Annotated in this window: 13 protein-coding genes and 1 pseudogene; 5 read left to right on the forward strand and 9 right to left on the reverse strand. The window is 70.6% G+C overall.

Features of this window, described 5'->3' with window-relative positions:
- The first annotated feature begins 100 nt into the window (after positions 1-100).
- Positions 101-1,945 carry a phosphoenolpyruvate carboxykinase (GTP) gene (locus ABZ887_RS43960; RefSeq protein WP_361303597.1) on the forward strand — a complete coding sequence of 615 codons (1,845 nt, stop codon included), beginning with the start codon at positions 101-103 and terminating at the stop codon, positions 1,943-1,945.
- A gap of 355 nt (positions 1,946-2,300) precedes the next feature.
- Positions 2,301-3,590, forward strand: a pseudogene (locus ABZ887_RS43965) (transposase).
- Here ABZ887_RS43965 and ABZ887_RS43970 read toward each other — a convergent pair.
- From ABZ887_RS43970 to ABZ887_RS44000, 7 genes are all read right to left on the reverse strand, one after another.
- Complete coding sequence (locus ABZ887_RS43970; RefSeq protein ID WP_361303600.1) at positions 3,573-4,199, reverse strand: hypothetical protein; 627 nt, start codon at positions 4,197-4,199, stop codon at positions 3,573-3,575. The pseudogene ABZ887_RS43965 and the gene ABZ887_RS43970 sit on opposite strands and share 18 nt — an antisense overlap.
- Positions 4,186-5,724, reverse strand: coding sequence for a VWA domain-containing protein (locus ABZ887_RS43975; protein WP_361303603.1), 1,539 nt, complete (start codon positions 5,722-5,724; stop codon positions 4,186-4,188). The genes ABZ887_RS43970 and ABZ887_RS43975 overlap by 14 nt, the downstream gene beginning before the upstream one ends.
- Positions 5,721-6,920: a toxic anion resistance protein gene (locus ABZ887_RS43980; RefSeq protein ID WP_361303636.1), complete on the reverse strand. Its 1,200-nt coding sequence runs from the start codon at positions 6,918-6,920 to the stop codon at positions 5,721-5,723. Before ABZ887_RS43980 ends, ABZ887_RS43975 begins: the two co-directional genes overlap by 4 nt.
- A gap of 30 nt (positions 6,921-6,950) precedes the next feature.
- Complete coding sequence (locus ABZ887_RS43985) at positions 6,951-8,039, reverse strand: hypothetical protein (protein WP_361303606.1); 1,089 nt, start codon at positions 8,037-8,039, stop codon at positions 6,951-6,953.
- Positions 8,040-8,148: 109 nt separating this feature from the next.
- Positions 8,149-8,733 (reverse strand): Uma2 family endonuclease, encoded by a 585-nt coding sequence (locus ABZ887_RS43990; RefSeq protein WP_361303639.1) that lies wholly within the window; start codon positions 8,731-8,733, stop codon positions 8,149-8,151.
- Between the two features lie 86 nt (positions 8,734-8,819).
- The gene (locus ABZ887_RS43995) at positions 8,820-9,227 is read right to left on the reverse strand and encodes a hypothetical protein (RefSeq protein ID WP_361303609.1); all 408 of its coding nucleotides are present in this window, start codon (positions 9,225-9,227) and stop codon (positions 8,820-8,822) included.
- A gap of 93 nt (positions 9,228-9,320) precedes the next feature.
- Positions 9,321-10,532, reverse strand: a complete 1,212-nt coding sequence (locus ABZ887_RS44000; protein WP_361303612.1) for a pyridoxal phosphate-dependent aminotransferase — start codon at positions 10,530-10,532, stop codon at positions 9,321-9,323.
- A gap of 170 nt (positions 10,533-10,702) precedes the next feature.
- Between ABZ887_RS44000 and ABZ887_RS44005 the strand changes: the two genes are divergently transcribed.
- Together ABZ887_RS44005 and ABZ887_RS44010 are read left to right on the forward strand one after the other, a co-directional pair.
- A complete protein-coding gene (locus ABZ887_RS44005; protein ID WP_361303615.1) occupies positions 10,703-11,425 on the forward strand; it encodes a hypothetical protein in 723 nt (240 codons plus the stop codon).
- 181 nt (positions 11,426-11,606) lie between these two features.
- The gene (locus ABZ887_RS44010; RefSeq protein ID WP_361303618.1) at positions 11,607-12,440 is read left to right on the forward strand and encodes a trypsin-like peptidase domain-containing protein; all 834 of its coding nucleotides are present in this window, start codon (positions 11,607-11,609) and stop codon (positions 12,438-12,440) included.
- Positions 12,441-12,531: 91 nt separating this feature from the next.
- Here the strand turns inward: ABZ887_RS44010 and ABZ887_RS44015 are convergent, their stop codons facing one another.
- Both ABZ887_RS44015 and ABZ887_RS44020 read right to left on the reverse strand, forming a co-directional pair.
- Positions 12,532-14,139, reverse strand: coding sequence for a D-aminoacylase (locus ABZ887_RS44015; RefSeq protein ID WP_361303621.1), 1,608 nt, complete (start codon positions 14,137-14,139; stop codon positions 12,532-12,534).
- A 16-nt stretch (positions 14,140-14,155) separates the two neighbouring features.
- Positions 14,156-15,439 carry an amino acid deaminase gene (locus ABZ887_RS44020; protein WP_361303624.1) on the reverse strand — a complete coding sequence of 428 codons (1,284 nt, stop codon included), beginning with the start codon at positions 15,437-15,439 and terminating at the stop codon, positions 14,156-14,158.
- A gap of 194 nt (positions 15,440-15,633) precedes the next feature.
- Between ABZ887_RS44020 and ABZ887_RS44025 the strand changes: the two genes are divergently transcribed.
- The coding region (locus tag ABZ887_RS44025; protein WP_361303642.1) for a sugar kinase at positions 15,634-16,556 on the forward strand (923 nt) is incomplete at its 3' end.

Genomic DNA, 16,556 nt, shown 5'->3' on the forward strand with positions numbered 1-16,556 from the left:
CCGGATGAGCGGCTACGAAGCATCCGGGTCGCAGCCCCCACGGGGCAACGAGGCCTGAAACAGGGCCACAAGATCAAAAATCCCTCATTTAGGAGCAATCGTGGCGCGCGACATCGCGGCTCCCACCGTCATCCCCACCCACCATCAGGAACTGATCTCGTGGGTCAACGAGATCGCCGAACTGACGCAACCGGACAGCGTGGTCTGGTGTGACGGATCCGAGGCCGAGTACGAGCGACTGTGCGAAGAGCTCGTGGCGAAGGGCACCTTCAAGAAGCTCGACCCGATCAAGCGCCCCCACTCCTACTACGCGGCCTCCGACCCGACCGATGTCGCCCGGGTCGAGGACCGCACGTTCATCTGCTCCGAGCGGGAGCAGGACGCCGGCCCGACCAACCACTGGAAGGCCCCCGCCGAGATGCGGGCCATCTTTACCGGAGAAGAAAACAGTTTCGCGGGCGAGAAGGGCCTGTTCCGCGGCTCGATGAAGGGCCGGACGATGTACGTCGTCCCGTTCTGCATGGGCCCCCTCGGCTCGCCGCTGTCCGCTCTCGGCGTGGAGATCACGGACTCGGCGTACGTCGCCGTCTCGATGCGCACGATGACGCGCATGGGCCAGCCCGTCCTCGACGAACTCGGCTCCGACGGCTTCTTCGTGAAGGCCGTCCACACCCTCGGCGCCCCGCTCGCGGAGGGCGAGGCGGACGTCCCGTGGCCGTGCAACCAGACCAAGTACATCTCGCACTTCCCCGAGTCGCGCGAGATCTGGTCCTACGGCTCCGGCTACGGCGGCAACGCCCTGCTCGGCAAGAAGTGCTACGCCCTGCGCATCGCGTCCGTCATGGCGCGCGACGAGGGCTGGCTCGCCGAGCACATGCTGATACTCAAGCTGACTCCGCCGCAGGGCGAGTCGAAGTACGTGGCCGCGGCCTTCCCCTCCGCCTGCGGCAAGACGAACCTCGCCATGCTGGAGCCCACCGTCTCCGGCTGGACCGTGGAGACGATCGGCGACGACATCGCCTGGATGCGGTTCGGCGAGGACGGCCGGCTCTACGCCATCAACCCCGAGGCCGGCTTCTTCGGCGTCGCGCCCGGCACCGGTGAGCACACCAACGCCAACGCGATGAAGACGCTGTGGGGCAACGCCGTCTTCACCAACGTGGCGCTGACCGACGACAACGACATCTGGTGGGAGGGCATGACGGAGGAGACTCCGGCCCACCTGACGGACTGGAAGGGCAACGACTGGACGCCGGCGTCCGACGTCCCGGCCGCCCACCCCAACGCCCGCTTCACCGTGCCCGCCGCCCAGTGCCCGATCATCGCGCCGGAGTGGGAGGACCCGAAGGGCGTGCCGATCTCGGCGATCCTCTTCGGCGGCCGCCGCGCCACCGCCGTACCGCTGGTGACCGAGTCCTTCGACTGGAACCACGGCGTCTTCCTCGGCGCGAACGTCGCCTCCGAGAAGACCGCCGCCGCCGAGGGCAAGGTCGGCGAGCTGCGCCGCGACCCGTTCGCGATGCTGCCGTTCTGCGGCTACAACATGGGCGACTACATGGCGCACTGGATCGACGTGGCCAAGGACAAGGACCAGTCCAAGCTGCCGAAGATCTACTACGTCAACTGGTTCCGCAAGAACGACCAGGGCAAGTTCGTCTGGCCCGGCTTCGGCGAGAACTCCCGCGTCCTGAAGTGGATCGTGGAGCGGCTGGACGGGAAGGCCGAGGGCGTCGAGACGCCGATCGGCGTGCTGCCGACCCGGGACGCCCTCGACACCAACGGGCTCGACCTCGCGGACAGCGACCTCGACTTCCTGCTGACCGTCGACAAGGAGGTCTGGCGGGAGGAGGCGTCCCTCGTCCCCGACCACCTGAACACCTTCGGCGAGCACACGCCGAAGGAGCTGTGGGCCGAGTACCGGGCGCTGGTCGAGCGCCTGGGCTGAGTCCCGTACGAAGAGCTCCGCGGCCGGTTGGGGGATGAGCCCTGACCAGCGATCGTCACGACCGGCCGCGGTGTGTACCGGCGAGGCCGCGCACAACGGCGTGTGCGGCCGACAGGCCTGCCGTCACCCGCTTCCGTCCGCCCCGACGGTCGCGGTGACGGCAGGCCTTCGCCTGTGTGGGTGGGGCCCGGTCGCCCTCACCGAAAGGGCTCCTCCTCACATGCCTGGGCGAAGTGCTGCGGCCGGGTGACGTGTCCGGCGGATCCGGTGCTGTGACGACACGGTGGTCACCCGGGAGGGTGATGCATGGCGAACACGCCGCGGACTGTCGTGCGTATGCGTAGTTTTGCTGATCGTGAAACTGGTGGTGCAGGTCAGGCTGCTGCCGACGCCCGCACAGGCGCCGGTGCTGGAGGCGACCTTGCGCGCCTGCAATGAGGCGGCCACCTGGGTCAGTGGCGTGGCATTCGAGAAGGACGTGAAGAACAACTTCGCATTGCGGGAGCACACCTACTACCAGATCAAGATTCGCTGGGGGCTGGGAGCGCAGGCTGCCCAGCATGTGATCAAGAAGACCTGTGACGCGTACGCGACGCTGAAGGCCAACCTGCACGCTGGGAATCTGGGCAAGCCAGGCTCGATGCGCTACCGCAGGGCGTTGGAGAGGCCTGTCGCTTTCCGGACGGACGGCGCGCAGCCCTACGACGACCGAATGCTGTCCTGGCAGATCGATCAGCGCCGAATCTCGATCTGGACGACTGCTGGACGGGTGAAGGACGTGGGGTTCACCGCCTCATCGGAGCAGTTGGACATCCTGGCCCGGTATCGCAAGGGCGAGTCGGATCTGTTGTGCCGAGACGGCATGTGGTTCCTCAACGCCACTTGTGACGTTCCCGAAGCACCACTGAACACCGACCCCGTGGACTTCCTCGGCATCGATCTCGGCGTCGCGAACATCGCTACCACCAGCGACGGCGAAATCATGGCCGGGCGCGAACTCAACCGCATGCGCGCCCGGGAGCGCACGCTCCGCACCAAGCTGCAGAAGAAGAACACTCCGTCCGCCAAGCGCCGTCTGAAGAAGCGGCGTCGTAAGGAGGCGCGGCGGGCGAGGGACATCAACCACAAGATCGCGAAGCATGTGGTGGCCGAGGCGGAACGCACCGGTCGCGGGATCGCCCTGGAGGACCTGACGGGCATCCGTGAACGGGTACGGCTTCGAAAGCCCCAACGGGCCACCCACTCCAGCTGGGCCTTTGCCCAGCTGGGGCAGTGCATCGTGTACAAGGCCCGCAGGGCGGGGGTGCCGGTGGTGTACGTCGATCCGGCGTACACCTCGCGTACCTGTGCCGAGTGCGGGCACATCGACAAGGCGAATCGGGTATCGCAGGCCTGGTTCGCGTGTCGGTCCTGCGGATTCGTTGATCACGCGGACCGATGGGGGCACCTCCCGCTCGAGCGAAGCCGAGAGTGGGGGAGGCTCCCGCAACATCCGCGCGCGTGCGTGGGAGTTGTGGCGACGCGGGGCGCAGTCAACCGCCCCAGACCCACCTCCTGAACTGGGGCGTGGACAGGACGCAAACGCAGCACCACACCCAGTGGCGCCCGTTGTGCAAGCCTCTCAGGTTCACTCCAGGGGCGTTGACTTGTTGCGGTCCTCCAAGTACCGCGAGTGTGTCTCTTGCCGGAGCGCTTCCGCGTCGCGCATTGCTGCCGCGAGCTGTCGCGTTTCCTTGTACAGAACCGCCAGCTGGCGCTCCAGGTGCCGCTCCGGCGGCTCCTGCCCGGGGGCCAGGCGCGTCCACCACCGGGTGCGGACGAAGCTGTCGACCGCCTCCGGGATGTCCTGCCGTACCGTCCGCGACAGGACATGGACGCCCTCCGGGTCCTCGGCGAGCAGCTCGGCGGGCCGGCCGGGGTCGAGCAACGCCGTCAGCAGGTCCGTCAGTTCCGCCAGCCGCGCCTCGGTCGAGGCCGGCAGGCCCACCTCCGCCAGATAGGTCTCCAGCTTGCGGAAGTCAGCCCGCACCTCGCCCAGCTGGGCGGACGGGGTCGGGAACTCCGGCAGCGGCGGGCGTTCCGGCGGGGCGATCAGCGCGCCCGCGCCGTACAGGCCCGCCACCACGACCGGCCAGTACGTGCCCGCCACCCCGGTGAAGGTCAGCACCAGGCCGACGAGACCGGCCGCGGAGCCCGTGAGGTTCTTCCGGGACTCGAGGTAGGCGAGGACCCCACGGGTCTTATTGGTAGCCACGGATCTCCTCGAAGGCGCCGTCCAGGGACCCCTGCTGCGCGTCGAAGAGACGGCCGCCGGTCAGGGTGGCGATGTGCTGGAGTTCGGCGCGGGAGGAGTCGCCGAAGAGGATGGGGAAGACGGGGATCTGCTGCCGGTCGGCGGAGAGCTTGTTGTAGAAGGCGTCGAAGTCACCGACCTTGGCGCCCGTGGTGTTCTCGCCGTCGGTCATCAGCACGATCGACGTGAAGGTCTCCTGGGAGGGGTTCAGCTGCGCGTACGCCTTCTCCAGGGAGGTGTAGATCGCCGTGTTGCCGTCGGCGTGCAGGGCGTCGGTGTCCTTGCGGATCGCGGCGAGGTCGGACTTGTCGTCGACCACATGGGTGCTGACGCTCTTCACGGCCGAGCCGAACGGCATCAGGGTGACCTCCTCCCGGTTGCGGAAGTCGCTGGTGAGGCCGGTGAGAGCCGCTTTCAGGCGGGAGAGGCGGTCGCCCTCCATCGAGCCCGAGGTGTCCAGGACGTAGACCGTGCGAGAGGGGCGGCGCAGGTCGTTCTCGTAGGCGGAGATCAGCCCGTCGGCCACCGACTGGCTGCCGGGGAAGGGGAGTTCGCGGCGGCGGCTGGTGTCCAGGCCGGCCGTGGGGGCGACGGAGGCCACCACCGGGCGGCGGTGCGTGGTGTCCGTGATGAGTTTCTGCACGGCCGCGGTGCGCAGGTCCTCCGTCACCCGGCGGACGTCCTCGCGGGTCGCCGAGGAGGTCGAGGCCAGGGAGGAGAGCGGGTAGTCGGCGGTGACCACACCGTCGGTCGGACGGATCACCGTCAGGCCGGGGATCTCCTTCAGGACGGACTCGTAGTTGAGCAGGGCGTCGACATTGCCGCGCCGCTGGTAGGCCGAGGCCAGCCAGCCGGAGGAGCCCGAGGTCAGGGTCTGGCCCCTGAAGAACTTCTTCAGCCGGGGAGTCGCCCTGGTGACGTCGGCGTCCGTGAGCGCCGACTGGGCGCCGGAGAGCGCGGAGGCCACCGAGACCAGCGTGGAGAAGCCGGAGTTGGAGCGCGCCGGGTCGGTCATGCCGTACGTCAGTTTGCCGGCCTCGACGGCCTGCTCGACCTGGGACCAGGTGACGGCGGCCGGCTTCCAGCCCAGCGACCGGACGGTGGCCGTCTTCACACCGATCGCGACCGGGCTGGACATGATCGAGGTCTCGGAGACGACCTTCTTCGCCGCCTGAGGGCGCAGCCGCAGATAGTCGTCGGAGGACAGCCACAGCGCGTCGTACCTGCCGTCCGCCTTCCCCGAGGCCAGCAGGTCGACGGCGTCCAGGGTGCCCATGTAGGTCGGGCGGACGGTGACCCCCGTGTCCTTGCGGACGCGGTCGAACACGGCGGTCATGTCGCTGAGTTCGGAGGAGGCGAGGACCCGCAGGGTGCCCGCCTTCGGGGCCGTGGAGTCGTCGTCGCCGTGGTCCTCGGCGGTGCAGCCCGCCAGGACGACGGCCGCCGCCGCGAGGAGGGCGGGGAGCGTGCGTCTTCCCAGGCTCATGCGAGGCCGCCGTCCAGCGCGCCCTTCGCCCGGCTGCGCTCCAGGTAGGCGCTCGCCTGCTGGAGTTCGTCCGTGAGGGACTGCACGGTGTTCGCCATCACCTCGGTCGCCTGCACCTTGTAGGTGTCGATGGCGTCGAGGGTGCGGTAGATCTGCTGGAAGGCGGCGCGCAGGGTCTCGGCGCCGACCGCCGGGTCGGCCGCGATCCGCTGGATCTCGCCGCTCTGCGTGGCGAGCATCTCGGCGTTGCCCCGGATCAGCTCCTCGGTCGTCCCGCGCAACGCGTTGACCTGCTCGATGACCTTCTTCTGGTTGTCGAGCGCGGAGGCCAGCATCACCGAGATGCGCAGGGCGGACACGGTGGTGGTGGCGGCCCGTTCGACGCCCTTGATCAGCTCGTCGTTGTTGCGGCGTACGACGTCCATCGCCAGGTAGCCCTGCGCGGAGACCGCGAGCTGGGTGAGCAGGTCCTGGTGCTTCTGCCGGACCGGGAAGAGCACGTCCGCGCGGACGGCGTCGGCCTCCTGGGGATCCGTGAGCCGGACGACGTGCTGCTCGACGGCGGTGTCCAGGGCCTGGGTGAGGACCACGTACTCCTGGAGCTTGCCCATGGTCTCCCAGAGCCGGACCCGCTCGGTCTGCAACGCGGCGTTGTCACGCCGGAGTTCGTCCTGCCCGCCGCGCAGCGACCCGACGATCTTGTTCAACGTTCCTTGCGCGGAGGCGTACTTGGCGACGTGGTCGCGGAGCTTGTTGCCGCCGGGCAGCCGGGAGAGGAACTTGCGGCCCTTGCTCGCGGGCAGGTCGCGCGGGTCCAGGTCCTCGACGACCCGGCGGAGTTCGACGAGCGAGCCGGCCACCTTGGTCTGGGCGTCGCCGCCCTTGTCGGGCAGGCTGCGCACCGCGCGTTCCAGCATGCGGTTGGACTGCGAGGCGGCGGTGCGCATCTCGCCGGCGCCGAGGCCGGTGATCTCGCCGACCTTGCTCGCGAACTCGGGTGACCGGGCGTCCAGGGCGGCGAGGTCCCGGACGTAGCCGGCGGCCTTGTGCGCCATGTCCGCACGGACGCCGTCCTCCACGGGCACCAGCCCGCCGGCCTTCTCCCGCGGCACGGGCGCGACGGCCTCGGGCGGGGTCAGGGTGAAGACGTCCTCACCGCTGAGGGTGGGCGCGTGGTCACCGCCGCTCGGCGTCATCTTGTCGAAGTTGCTCACAGGGTCCCCCCGTCAGCCGCGCGCCCGGCGGGCCATGTCGTGCAGCACCGTGGAGGTGGGCACGGGCGCCTGCCGGACGCCGGTCAGTGTCTGGTTGAGGTAGGCGGCGTGGTCGGCGGTGGCCTTGACGAACTCGGCGGAGTCGCCCTGGGGCCGGAAGCCGTGCCTGACGGCGAGCTTGCGCAGGGTCGGGTCGGTGCTGAGGAGTTCGCCGAGTTCCCGGCCGGCGTCGTCGAGCGGCACGATGGTGTGGTCGCTGTTGACCGTGGTGTCCGGGTAGAGGACGACGAGGTCGTCGGAGCCGTGCTGCTCCGCGAGCAGCGACACGACCTGCGACTCGTACAGGCACACCAGCGGGTTGCCGGCGCCGCTGATGAAGTCCCGGAACACCGAGTCGCTGCTGGGCTGTTGGGCACCCTGCACGCTGACGAGCTTGTGCAGCAGCGGCGCCGTCTTCCTGACATCGGCATCACTGGCCACCACCTGCCCCCCGTTGGCGACGTAGGAGGCGGCGGCGAGGTAGAGGGCGCCGGAGTTGGAGGTCTCCGGGTCGGTGCTGGTGATGTACAGCGTTCCGGTCAACTCGCCGTGCGCCTTGGCCCCCTTGAGCTGCTGCCAGGTCCGGTCGTGCGCGGCCGCGTCCAGATAGGCGCCCATCTTCAGCGTGCCCTTGCCGCCTTTGCCGCCCTTCCCGTCGAGCACGGCGAGGCCGTTGGCGGCCAGTACCTGGGCCGCGCTGCGGTGGGCCACCACCACGAGGGGCGAGTAGAAGGGCCGGGGGAGGGGCTGGCGGGCGTGGTACTTCTCGGCCAGCGTGTCGGCGGGCGCCGAGCTGGACGGGAAGGCGAAGTCGTAGCCCTTCAGGTCCAGATCCTCCATGGCCCAGGATCCGGACGCCTCCGTCTTCACGGTGTAGCCCTTGGCGGCGAGGGCCTTCACCACATCGGGATCGGCGAAGAAGTCCGACTTCTCCGAACCGATCACACCGCGCACGGTCTTCGTTGCCGTGCCCTTGTCATCCCCTTGCCGGCCTGCGACGACGGCAGCCACCACGCCACCGATCAGCAGCACCGCGAGGACGATTCCCGCGATACGTCTCACGAGGTGGAGAGTGCTCCCGGAATCCCTCAGTCCTGGGTGGAACGGGTGAACGAGGGGTGAAGGGGGCGCCCCGGAACGAAACCGGAGCACCGAACTCCGCCGGGCGCCGTCAGGCGGGGTCGTTCCCGGCCTTGCCGTACCGGCGGAAGGCGGAGGTCTCCACCTGCCAGGGGCCGAAGGGCACCAGGTCGCCGTAGATGTACGGGTCCATGCGCTGGTAGCGGTTCCCGCACGGCTCGGAGTGCACCTCGATCGTGCCCTTCCGGGGGTCGACGATCATGTAGTGGGCGATGCCCATCGCCGGGTATTCGCTGATCTTTTCGACGTAGTCGTTGTCCGGGTTGGACGGGGACACGATCTCGACGACGGCCAGCACCTGTGAGGCGTCGACGGCGAGGCCCTCCTCGTCGAGCACGTCCTCGGGGATGACGACGGCGTCGGGGCGGCGCATGCGGCCGAGGGCGGGGTGCTCGACCTCCGGGCCGTTCTCGCACATGTAGCCGGGGTGGGTGACCTGGAGCTGGGTGTTCAGCTGATTGCGGATGCGGCTGACCGTGCCCTCATGGCGCTTCGACGGGCACATCATCGCCAGTTTCGGACCGGAGGGGCCGATCTCGACGCTCCAGGTCCCTTCGAGCTGCTCCGCGTAGGCCCCGAGTTGCTCGGCGATCGCGCGCATCTTCGGGTAGTCCATGCCCATGACCTCAGCGTACTGACGTGTGGCAACCCGGTCCGCGCGTCGCTGCGGGAGCGCGCGGACCGGGGCCGTAGGGGGGTGGGTCAGCCGGCCGTGGTGAGTTCCGTGGCTGCCGCGTGGGCGTCCATGCGTTCCGCCGCGAGGATCGCCGCCGCGGTGTCCGCCCGGGACGCCGCGACCACCAGCGCGCGGCCCGCGAGCGCATGCGCACGCTCGTGGAGCGCGGCCGGCTCCTGGACCGCCGTCAGTGACGCGCGGACCGGCGTCCGTCCGCCCCGCAGCCGGGCCACCTGCTCGGCCAGCCGGATCGCGGCGGCTTCGAGGTCGGTGGACGGCGTGAGTGCGCGCAGTTCGTCGGTGACGGCCAGCAGCGCCGCGAGGTGTCCCGCGAGCTGGATGTCCAGCTCCTCCTCGCGCGTCCGGTGGGGGAAGTCGGAAGGTGTGCCGGCCATCGTGCTGTGGACCGACTTGGTGCGGATCGGTTCGTACATGGGAGATGGCCTCCTGTGCTCTGACAGGAAGCCATCCTAGCTTAGATTTCGTCTAAAGTTGACCGGGTTCACGGACCGTGGCGCAACGGCTACCTACGGCTGGCCGTACCCGTCCAGGAACCGCCCGATCCGCGTGATCGCGTCCCGCAGGTCCCCGACCGACGGCAGGGTCACCACCCGGAAGTGGTCCGGCTCCGGCCAGTTGAAGCCGCTGCCCTGGACCACCATGATCTTCTCCTGCCGCAGCAGGTCCAGGACCATCTGCCGGTCGTCCTTGATCTTGAAGACCTGGGGATCGAGGCGCGGGAAGAGATACAGCGCGCCCTTGGGGCGTACGCAGCTCACGCCCGGGATCTGGGTGAGCAGGTCGTAGGCGAGATCCACCTGCTCCTTGAGCCGCCCGCCCGGCAGCACCAGGTCGTTGATCGTCTGGCGCCCGCTGAGCGCCGCCACCACGCCGTGCTGACCCGGCATGTTCGCGCACAGCCGCATGTTCGCGAGGATCGTCAGGCCCTCGATGTAGGAGTCGGCGTGCGCCCGCGGCCCGGAGATGGACATCCAGCCGACCCGGTAGCCGGCCACCCGGTACGCCTTGGACATGCCGTTGAAGGTGAGCGTGAGCAGATCCGGGGCCACGGCCGCGGTCGGCGTGTGCGTGGCGCCGTCGTAGAGGATCTTGTCGTAGATCTCGTCCGAGCAGACGAGCAGGTTGTGGCGGCGGGCGATGTCGGTCAGCCCGCGCAGCATCGCCTCGTCGTACACCGCGCCCGTCGGGTTGTTCGGGTTGATGATGACGATCGCCTTGGTGCGGTCGGAGACCTTGCGCTCGATGTCGGCGAGGTCGGGCATCCAGTCCGACTGCTCGTCGCAGCGGTAGTGCACGGCCGTGCCGCCGGAGAGCGAGACCGCCGCGGTCCACAGGGGGTAGTCCGGGGCGGGTACGAGAACCTCGTCCCCGTCGTCCAGGAGCCCCTGCATCGCCATCACGATCAGCTCGGAGACGCCGTTGCCGACGAAGACGTGCTCGACGTCGGTCTCGATGCCGATGGTCTGGTTGTGCATGACGACCGCGCGCCGGGCGGCCAGCAGACCCTTCGCGTCGCCGTAGCCGTGTGCCGTGGAGACGTTGCGGAGGATGTCCTCCAGGATCTCCGGCGGGCACTCGAAGCCGAAGGCGGCCGGGTTGCCGGTGTTGAGCTTGAGGATGCGGTGCCCCGCCGCCTCTAGCCGCATCGCCTCCTCGAGAACCGGACCCCGGATCTCGTAACAGACATTGGCGAGCTTGGTCGACTGGATCACCTGCATGTCGGTGAGCTTACGGGGCGGTAACGCCCACCGGTCCGTGTTTTCCACCACGTGAGACACGTGTGGGGGACAGCCGGGAGTGGGGCGGGGGCGGGGCGAGGCCCGGCGATTTGGCCTGTTATCGCCGGTAGCTGTCTCAAAGGACCCTCCTCTCCCTACAATCCGCGTCCATGCCGAGATCTGCCGAGGACGAGACCGGGGCGCCCAGCGTCTACCGACCCGAGGGCGGACCGGCCCCCGCGTACGAGGAGTACCGGGACCCGGCGACCGCGCACGGCTGGCTCAACGCATACGACGAGACGCGCGAGCTGCCCCGGATCGCCCCCGCCCGGATCGCCCCTGCCCGCGCGGAACCGGGCCGGGCGGAACCGGGCCGGGCGGACCGGCGGCGGGCGGACCGGCGGCGGGCGGCCCGCGGTGCACGAGGCGTGCGGGGCGTGCGAGGTGTGCGAGGTGTGCGAGGCCGGCGTGGCACGTACGTGGTGGCCGCGGTGGGAGCGGTGGGTGCCGCCTCCGTGCTCGCGCTGATCGTGGGCCTTCCCTTCTCCTCGGCCCCGTCCACCGACGGCGCGCCGGACGGGCAGGGCGGTGCGAAGCGCACGGCCGGTGAGTCGTCGGCCGCGGCGGCGCCCGGGCAGGGGCCGGGCACCGGGTCCGCCGCCGCCTCGCCGAAGCCGGCCGCACCTGCCGCACCGGCCGCGACGTCGCCGTCGGCCGGGCCGGACGCGTCCGCGAGCGCCTCGTCCAGTGCCTCGCCGAGTGCCGACGCGACCGGCGGGACGGGCGCGACCCCGTCGCCGACCGCCACCACCGGCACGACGCCGACGCCGACCTACTCGGGCGGCGGCCACGGCTGGGGGCACGGAAGGGGTGGCGGCGGCAGGTCGCACTAGCAGGTCGGTGCACCCCTGCGTTCTTTCGAGTGCGTCGGTGCCTCCTGCGCGGAAATCCGCCAACACCGGTCCTGAAACAACTCCTTGCCCGCGTACGCCCATGTGATGAGAATGTGCATGACAAAAACAGCGGGTGGCCGGAAGATCTCCGGTCGCCTCGTCGTATAGAGGGGACCCCCACATGAACAAGCCTCTCGTCGCCGCGCTCGCCTCCCTGGCCATCACCGGGATCGGCACGGCTCCGGCGGTCGCCGCGCCGCAGACGGCCAAGGCCGCGGCGGTGACCGTCAACTTCGCGGGTACCGTCTCGCTCAGCAACTGCTCCGGCTCGGTCATCCGCTTCCCGAACTCCGCGGACAGCGACCCCGCACTGGTCCTCACCAACGGCCACTGCCTGGAGACCGGCTTCCCCGACCCCGGCGAGGTCATCACCGGCCAGTCCTCCAGCCGTACCTTCGGCCTGCTGAACTCCTCCGGCACCCGGGTCGCCACGCTCCGCGCCAACCAGGTCGTCTACTCGACGATGACCGACACCGACATCACGATCTACCGCACCACCACGACGTACGCGGCGATCAAGAGCTCCTACGGCATCAGCCCGCTGACCGTCAGCGCCTCCCACCCCGTCGCCGGCACCGCCATCAAGGTCGTCTCCGGCTACTGGAAGACGATCTACAGCTGCAACATCGACGGGTTCGTGTACCGGCTGAAGGAGGGCGACTGGACCTGGAAGGACTCGGTCCGTTACACCTCCGCGTGCAACACGATCGGCGGGACGTCCGGGTCGCCGGTGATCGACACCACCACGGGCCAGGTCGTCGCCGTCAACAACACGGGCAACGAGGACGGGGAGCGGTGCACCGTCGACAACCCGTGCGAGGTGGACGAGAACGGGACCGTGACGGTCCGGCAGGGGATCAACTACGCCGAGGAGACGTACATCATTCCGGCGTGCTTCACGACGGGGAACGTGCTGAGCCTGAGTGCGAGTGGTTGCACCCTGCCCAAGCCGTAGGGGGTGGCGGGCGCCGTTGTCGGGTGCGGGTCCGTCGTGGCCGGTCGCGCAGTTCCCCGCGCCCCTTTCGGGGCGCTCCAGTGCAGGGCGCCTAAGGGGTGCGGCGGATTGCTCGGCCTGCCAACTCGTCCGTCCTACGACCGTTCTCGATGACGAAGCGGCCGTCGATCAGGACGTGCGGGATACCCGTGGGGAGGGTGCGCGGGTGGGCGAATGTCGAGCCCGCTGCCACCGTCTCCGGGTCGAAGAGGACGACGTCGGCCCGGTAGCCCTCGCGTACGAGGCCGCGGTCCGGCAGGCGGAGCCGGGCCGCGGGGCGGGACGTGAGGTGGGCGACGCACTCCTCCAGGGTGAGGACGCCCAGCTCCCGCACGTAGTGGCCGAGGTAGTGAGGGAACGTGCCGTAGGCGCGGGGGTGGGGTTTCGTGCCCTGGAGGATGCCGTCCGAGCCGCCGGTGTGGACCCGGTGGCGCATGATCGTGCGGACGTTCTCCTCGTGGCCCACGTGCTGGAGGATCGTGGTGCCCAGGCGGTCGGTGACGAGGAGGCGGCGGGCCGTCGTCCAGGGGGACTCCCCGCGGGCGTCCGCCGACTCCTGGACCGTGCGGCCGACGAAGTCCGTGAGGGCCGGGTCGGTCACGCCCGAGATCTCGATCGTGTCCCACTCGACGGGGACGCCGTGGCAGCCGTCGGAGCCGACGGCCTCCAGATGGTGGCGGATGCGTTCGGACGTCCCGTCGTCCGTCAACCGGGCCAGGGCCGCCGCCGGGCCGCCCTCGTTCGCCCAGCTCGGCAGCATCGCCGCGAGGGTCGTGCTGCCGGGGGTGTAGGGGTAGGTGTCGAGGGTGATGTCGGCGCCGGCGGCGAGGGCCTCGTCGAGGAGGGCCAGCAGCTCGGGGGCCCGGTCCTTGTTCACGCCGAAGTTCATGGTGGCGTGGGCCAGGTGGAGGGGGCAGTCCGCCTCCCGGGCCAGGGCCACCATCTCCGCGTACGCCTCCAGGGCGCCCGCGCCGTAGGAGCGGTGGTGCGGGCAGTAGTAGCCGCCGTACTCCGCCACCACCCGGCACAGTTCGGTGAGTTCGGCGTCCGGCGCGTACATGCCGGGGGTGTAGGTGAGGCCGGAGGACAGGCCGACCGCGCCCTGTGCCATGCCCTCCGCCACCAGCCGGCGCATGTGGTCCAGTTCGGCCGGGGTGGCCGCGCGGTCCTCCCAGCCGACGGCGAGCGCGCGGACCGTGCCCTGGGGGATGAGATAGGCCGCGTTGACGGCGATGCCGCGGTCTAGGCGGTCCAGGTACTCGCCCACCGACCGCCAGTCGAAGTCGATGTCGTCGCCGGAGCCGTTCCAGCCGGTGATCGCCCGGCGGACCTCCGCCAGAGTGCGGTCGTCGACCGGGGCGTACGACAGCCCGTCCTGGCCCAGTACCTCGAGGGTCACCCCCTGCGCGGCCTTGGCGCTGTGGTCGGGGTCGCGCAGCAGGGCCAGGTCGCTGTGGGCGTGCATGTCGATGAAGCCGGGGGAGAGAACCAGGCCCTCCGCGTCCAGTTCGCGCACCGCCCGCGGGCGCTGGCAGCCCGCCGCCGCGGCCTCCTTGACGATCGACACGATCCGGCCGCCGTCGACGACCACGTCCGCGCGGTAGGACGGTGCGCCGCTGCCGTCCACGACGTCGGCGTCCCGGATGACCAGGTCCTCCACGGCAGGCTCCCCAGAACTAGAAGTAGGTGCGGATGTAGTCGACGACCGTGCCGTCCGCCTCGGCGACCGGGATCAGCTGCCACTTGTCGAACGACGTGCACGGGTGGGAGAGGCCGAGGCCCACCCAGTCCCCGACCTCCAGGTCCGCCTCGGGGGTGGTGTGCAGCCAGGCGTGCTGGTCGGACAGGCCGGTGACCGAGACCCCGGTCGCCGGGCGCTCCGTGCCCGCCCGGCGGACCACCTGGGCGACGGGGAGGTCGAGGTCGTAGGCCGCGTCCCGCTTGCCCGCGTTGGCGAAGGCCTGCTCCGGGGAGGGGCGGGAGACGATCTGCGCCCAGAGCCGGAAGGCCGGCTCCAGGGCGCCCTCCTCGGGGACGCGGTTGAAGGGGGTGACCTCGCGGTAGCGGCCGTCGTCGTGCGAGACGTACGCGCCCGAGCGGAGCAACTTCAGTACGGGTGCGGACAGTTCGGGGATCCCGGCGAAGACGTCCGCGACCGCGTCGAACCAGGCGCTGCCGCCCGCGCTGACGACGATCTCCGTCAGCCCCGCGAACCGGCCCGCCTTGTCGAACTCGACGGCGAGGGCGACCAGTCGGCGCAGATAGGCGTGCACCCGGTCCGGGTCGGCCTGCGGGACCTCCCCCTCGTACCCGGCCACCCCGACCAGCCGCAGGGTCTCTGCCCCGGCCACCGCGTCCGCGACCGCCGCGCACTCCGCCTCCGTGCGGACACCGGTACGGGCGCCCTCCCCGGCGGCGAGCTCGACGACGACGTCCACGGGGCGCGAGGCCCCCGTCGGCCGCAGCGCCGCGTCCATCAGCTCGACCCCGCGCACGGAGTCGACGTAGCAGACGAACCGGAAGTCCGGGTCGCGCTCCAGCTCGGCGGCGGTCCAGCGGAGCGCCGCCGCGTCCACGAGCTCGTTCGCGAGGAAGACCCGGCGGGTGCCGAACGCCCGCGCCACCCGCACCTGGTGCGGCACGGCGAGGGTGATGCCCCACGCGCCGCGTTCGGTCTGCCGGCGGAAGAGCTGCGGGGCCATCGAGGTCTTGCCGTGCGGGGCGAAGGCCAGGCCGTGCCGTTCGGTGTACGTCTCCATCAGCGCGAGGTTGTGCTCCAGGCGCTCGGCGGAGAGGGCCAGCACCGGGGTCGCGAAGCCGCCGGAGAACAGGTTGCGGCGCTGGGCGGCCAGTTCGCCCACGGTCAGGCCCTCGGCGTCCGGCGGGAGGCCCTTGAAACGGTGGTCGACGCGCTCCTCCGCGAGCCGGGCGAGCGCTTCGGTACCGGTGTCGAGGGACACGGAGCCTCCCTGATCAGTTCGGTTGCATGGTGTGCAACGTCCATTGCGTATATCGCTTACCGCTGTCTAACATCCACGCCAACGCCGGGTCAATGGAGCCCGCAGCGACCCTTCCCCGACGACGAGGAGCCACGACCATCGTGAAGGCCACCGGCGCCGTTGCCACCGTGGACGTCGTCGCGCTCGGCGAGTCCATGGTCACGTTCCTGCCCACCCGACCGGGGCGCCTCGCGGACGTGCCGTCCTTCGATCGCGCGATCGGCGGCGCCGAGTCCAACGTGGCGTGCGCGCTGGCCGCCGCAGGGCACGCCGTGCGGTGGGTCAGCCGGGTCGGCGCGGACGGGTTCGGCGACCACCTGGTGGAGACCGTCGCGTCGTACGGCGTCGACGTCTCGTCCGTCGGACGTGATCCCGTGCGTCCCACGGGCGTGTACTTCCGCACGGCGGGGGACCGGGCGACGGACGCGCACGAGGTCGCGTACTACCGGGCGGGGTCGGCCGCCTCCGCGATGTCGCCGGCGAACGTGGACGTCGGCGCGGTGCGCGCGGCGGGCCGGGTCCTGCACCTGTCGGGGATCACTGCGGCGCTGTCGGAGGGGTGCCTGGCGCTGCTGCGGGAACTGACGGCTCCCGCCGGGGGAGGGCCGCCGCTGGTGTCGTTCGACGTTAACTACCGGGCGGGGCTGTGGACCGGCTTCGGCGGCGCGGAGATTCTGCTCGAACTGGCGCGGTGCGCGGATCTGGTGTTCGTGGGGGAGGACGAGGCGGAGCAGGCGTGGGGGGTGACGGGAGGGCCGTCGGCGGTCCGGGAACTGCTGCCGGAGCCGGAGGTGCTGGTGGTGAAGCAGGGGGCGAAGGGGGCGACGGCTTTCGTTTCGGCCGCGGCCCGGTGGGGGCTGGTCGCGCAGTTCCCCGCGCCCCTGAAGGGGCGCTGCAGCAGCCGCGCATCCCCAGCCGCGGGTGGCCTCACAGCTCCCCAGCTGCGGGCAGGCGTGCCGCAGGGCGGCACGGGCGGGCGCTGGGGGTCCCCCCGGCCGAAGGCTGGGGGAGGCACCCTGCCAGCGCCGGTAAGCGACCCCACCCCCCGGCCCCAGCCCACCGTCACCTTCGAACCCGC

Origin of the sequence: Streptomyces sp. NPDC047061 (genome assembly GCF_040643955.1) — a bacterium.
Taxonomy (GTDB): Bacteria; Actinomycetota; Actinomycetes; order Streptomycetales; family Streptomycetaceae; genus Streptomyces.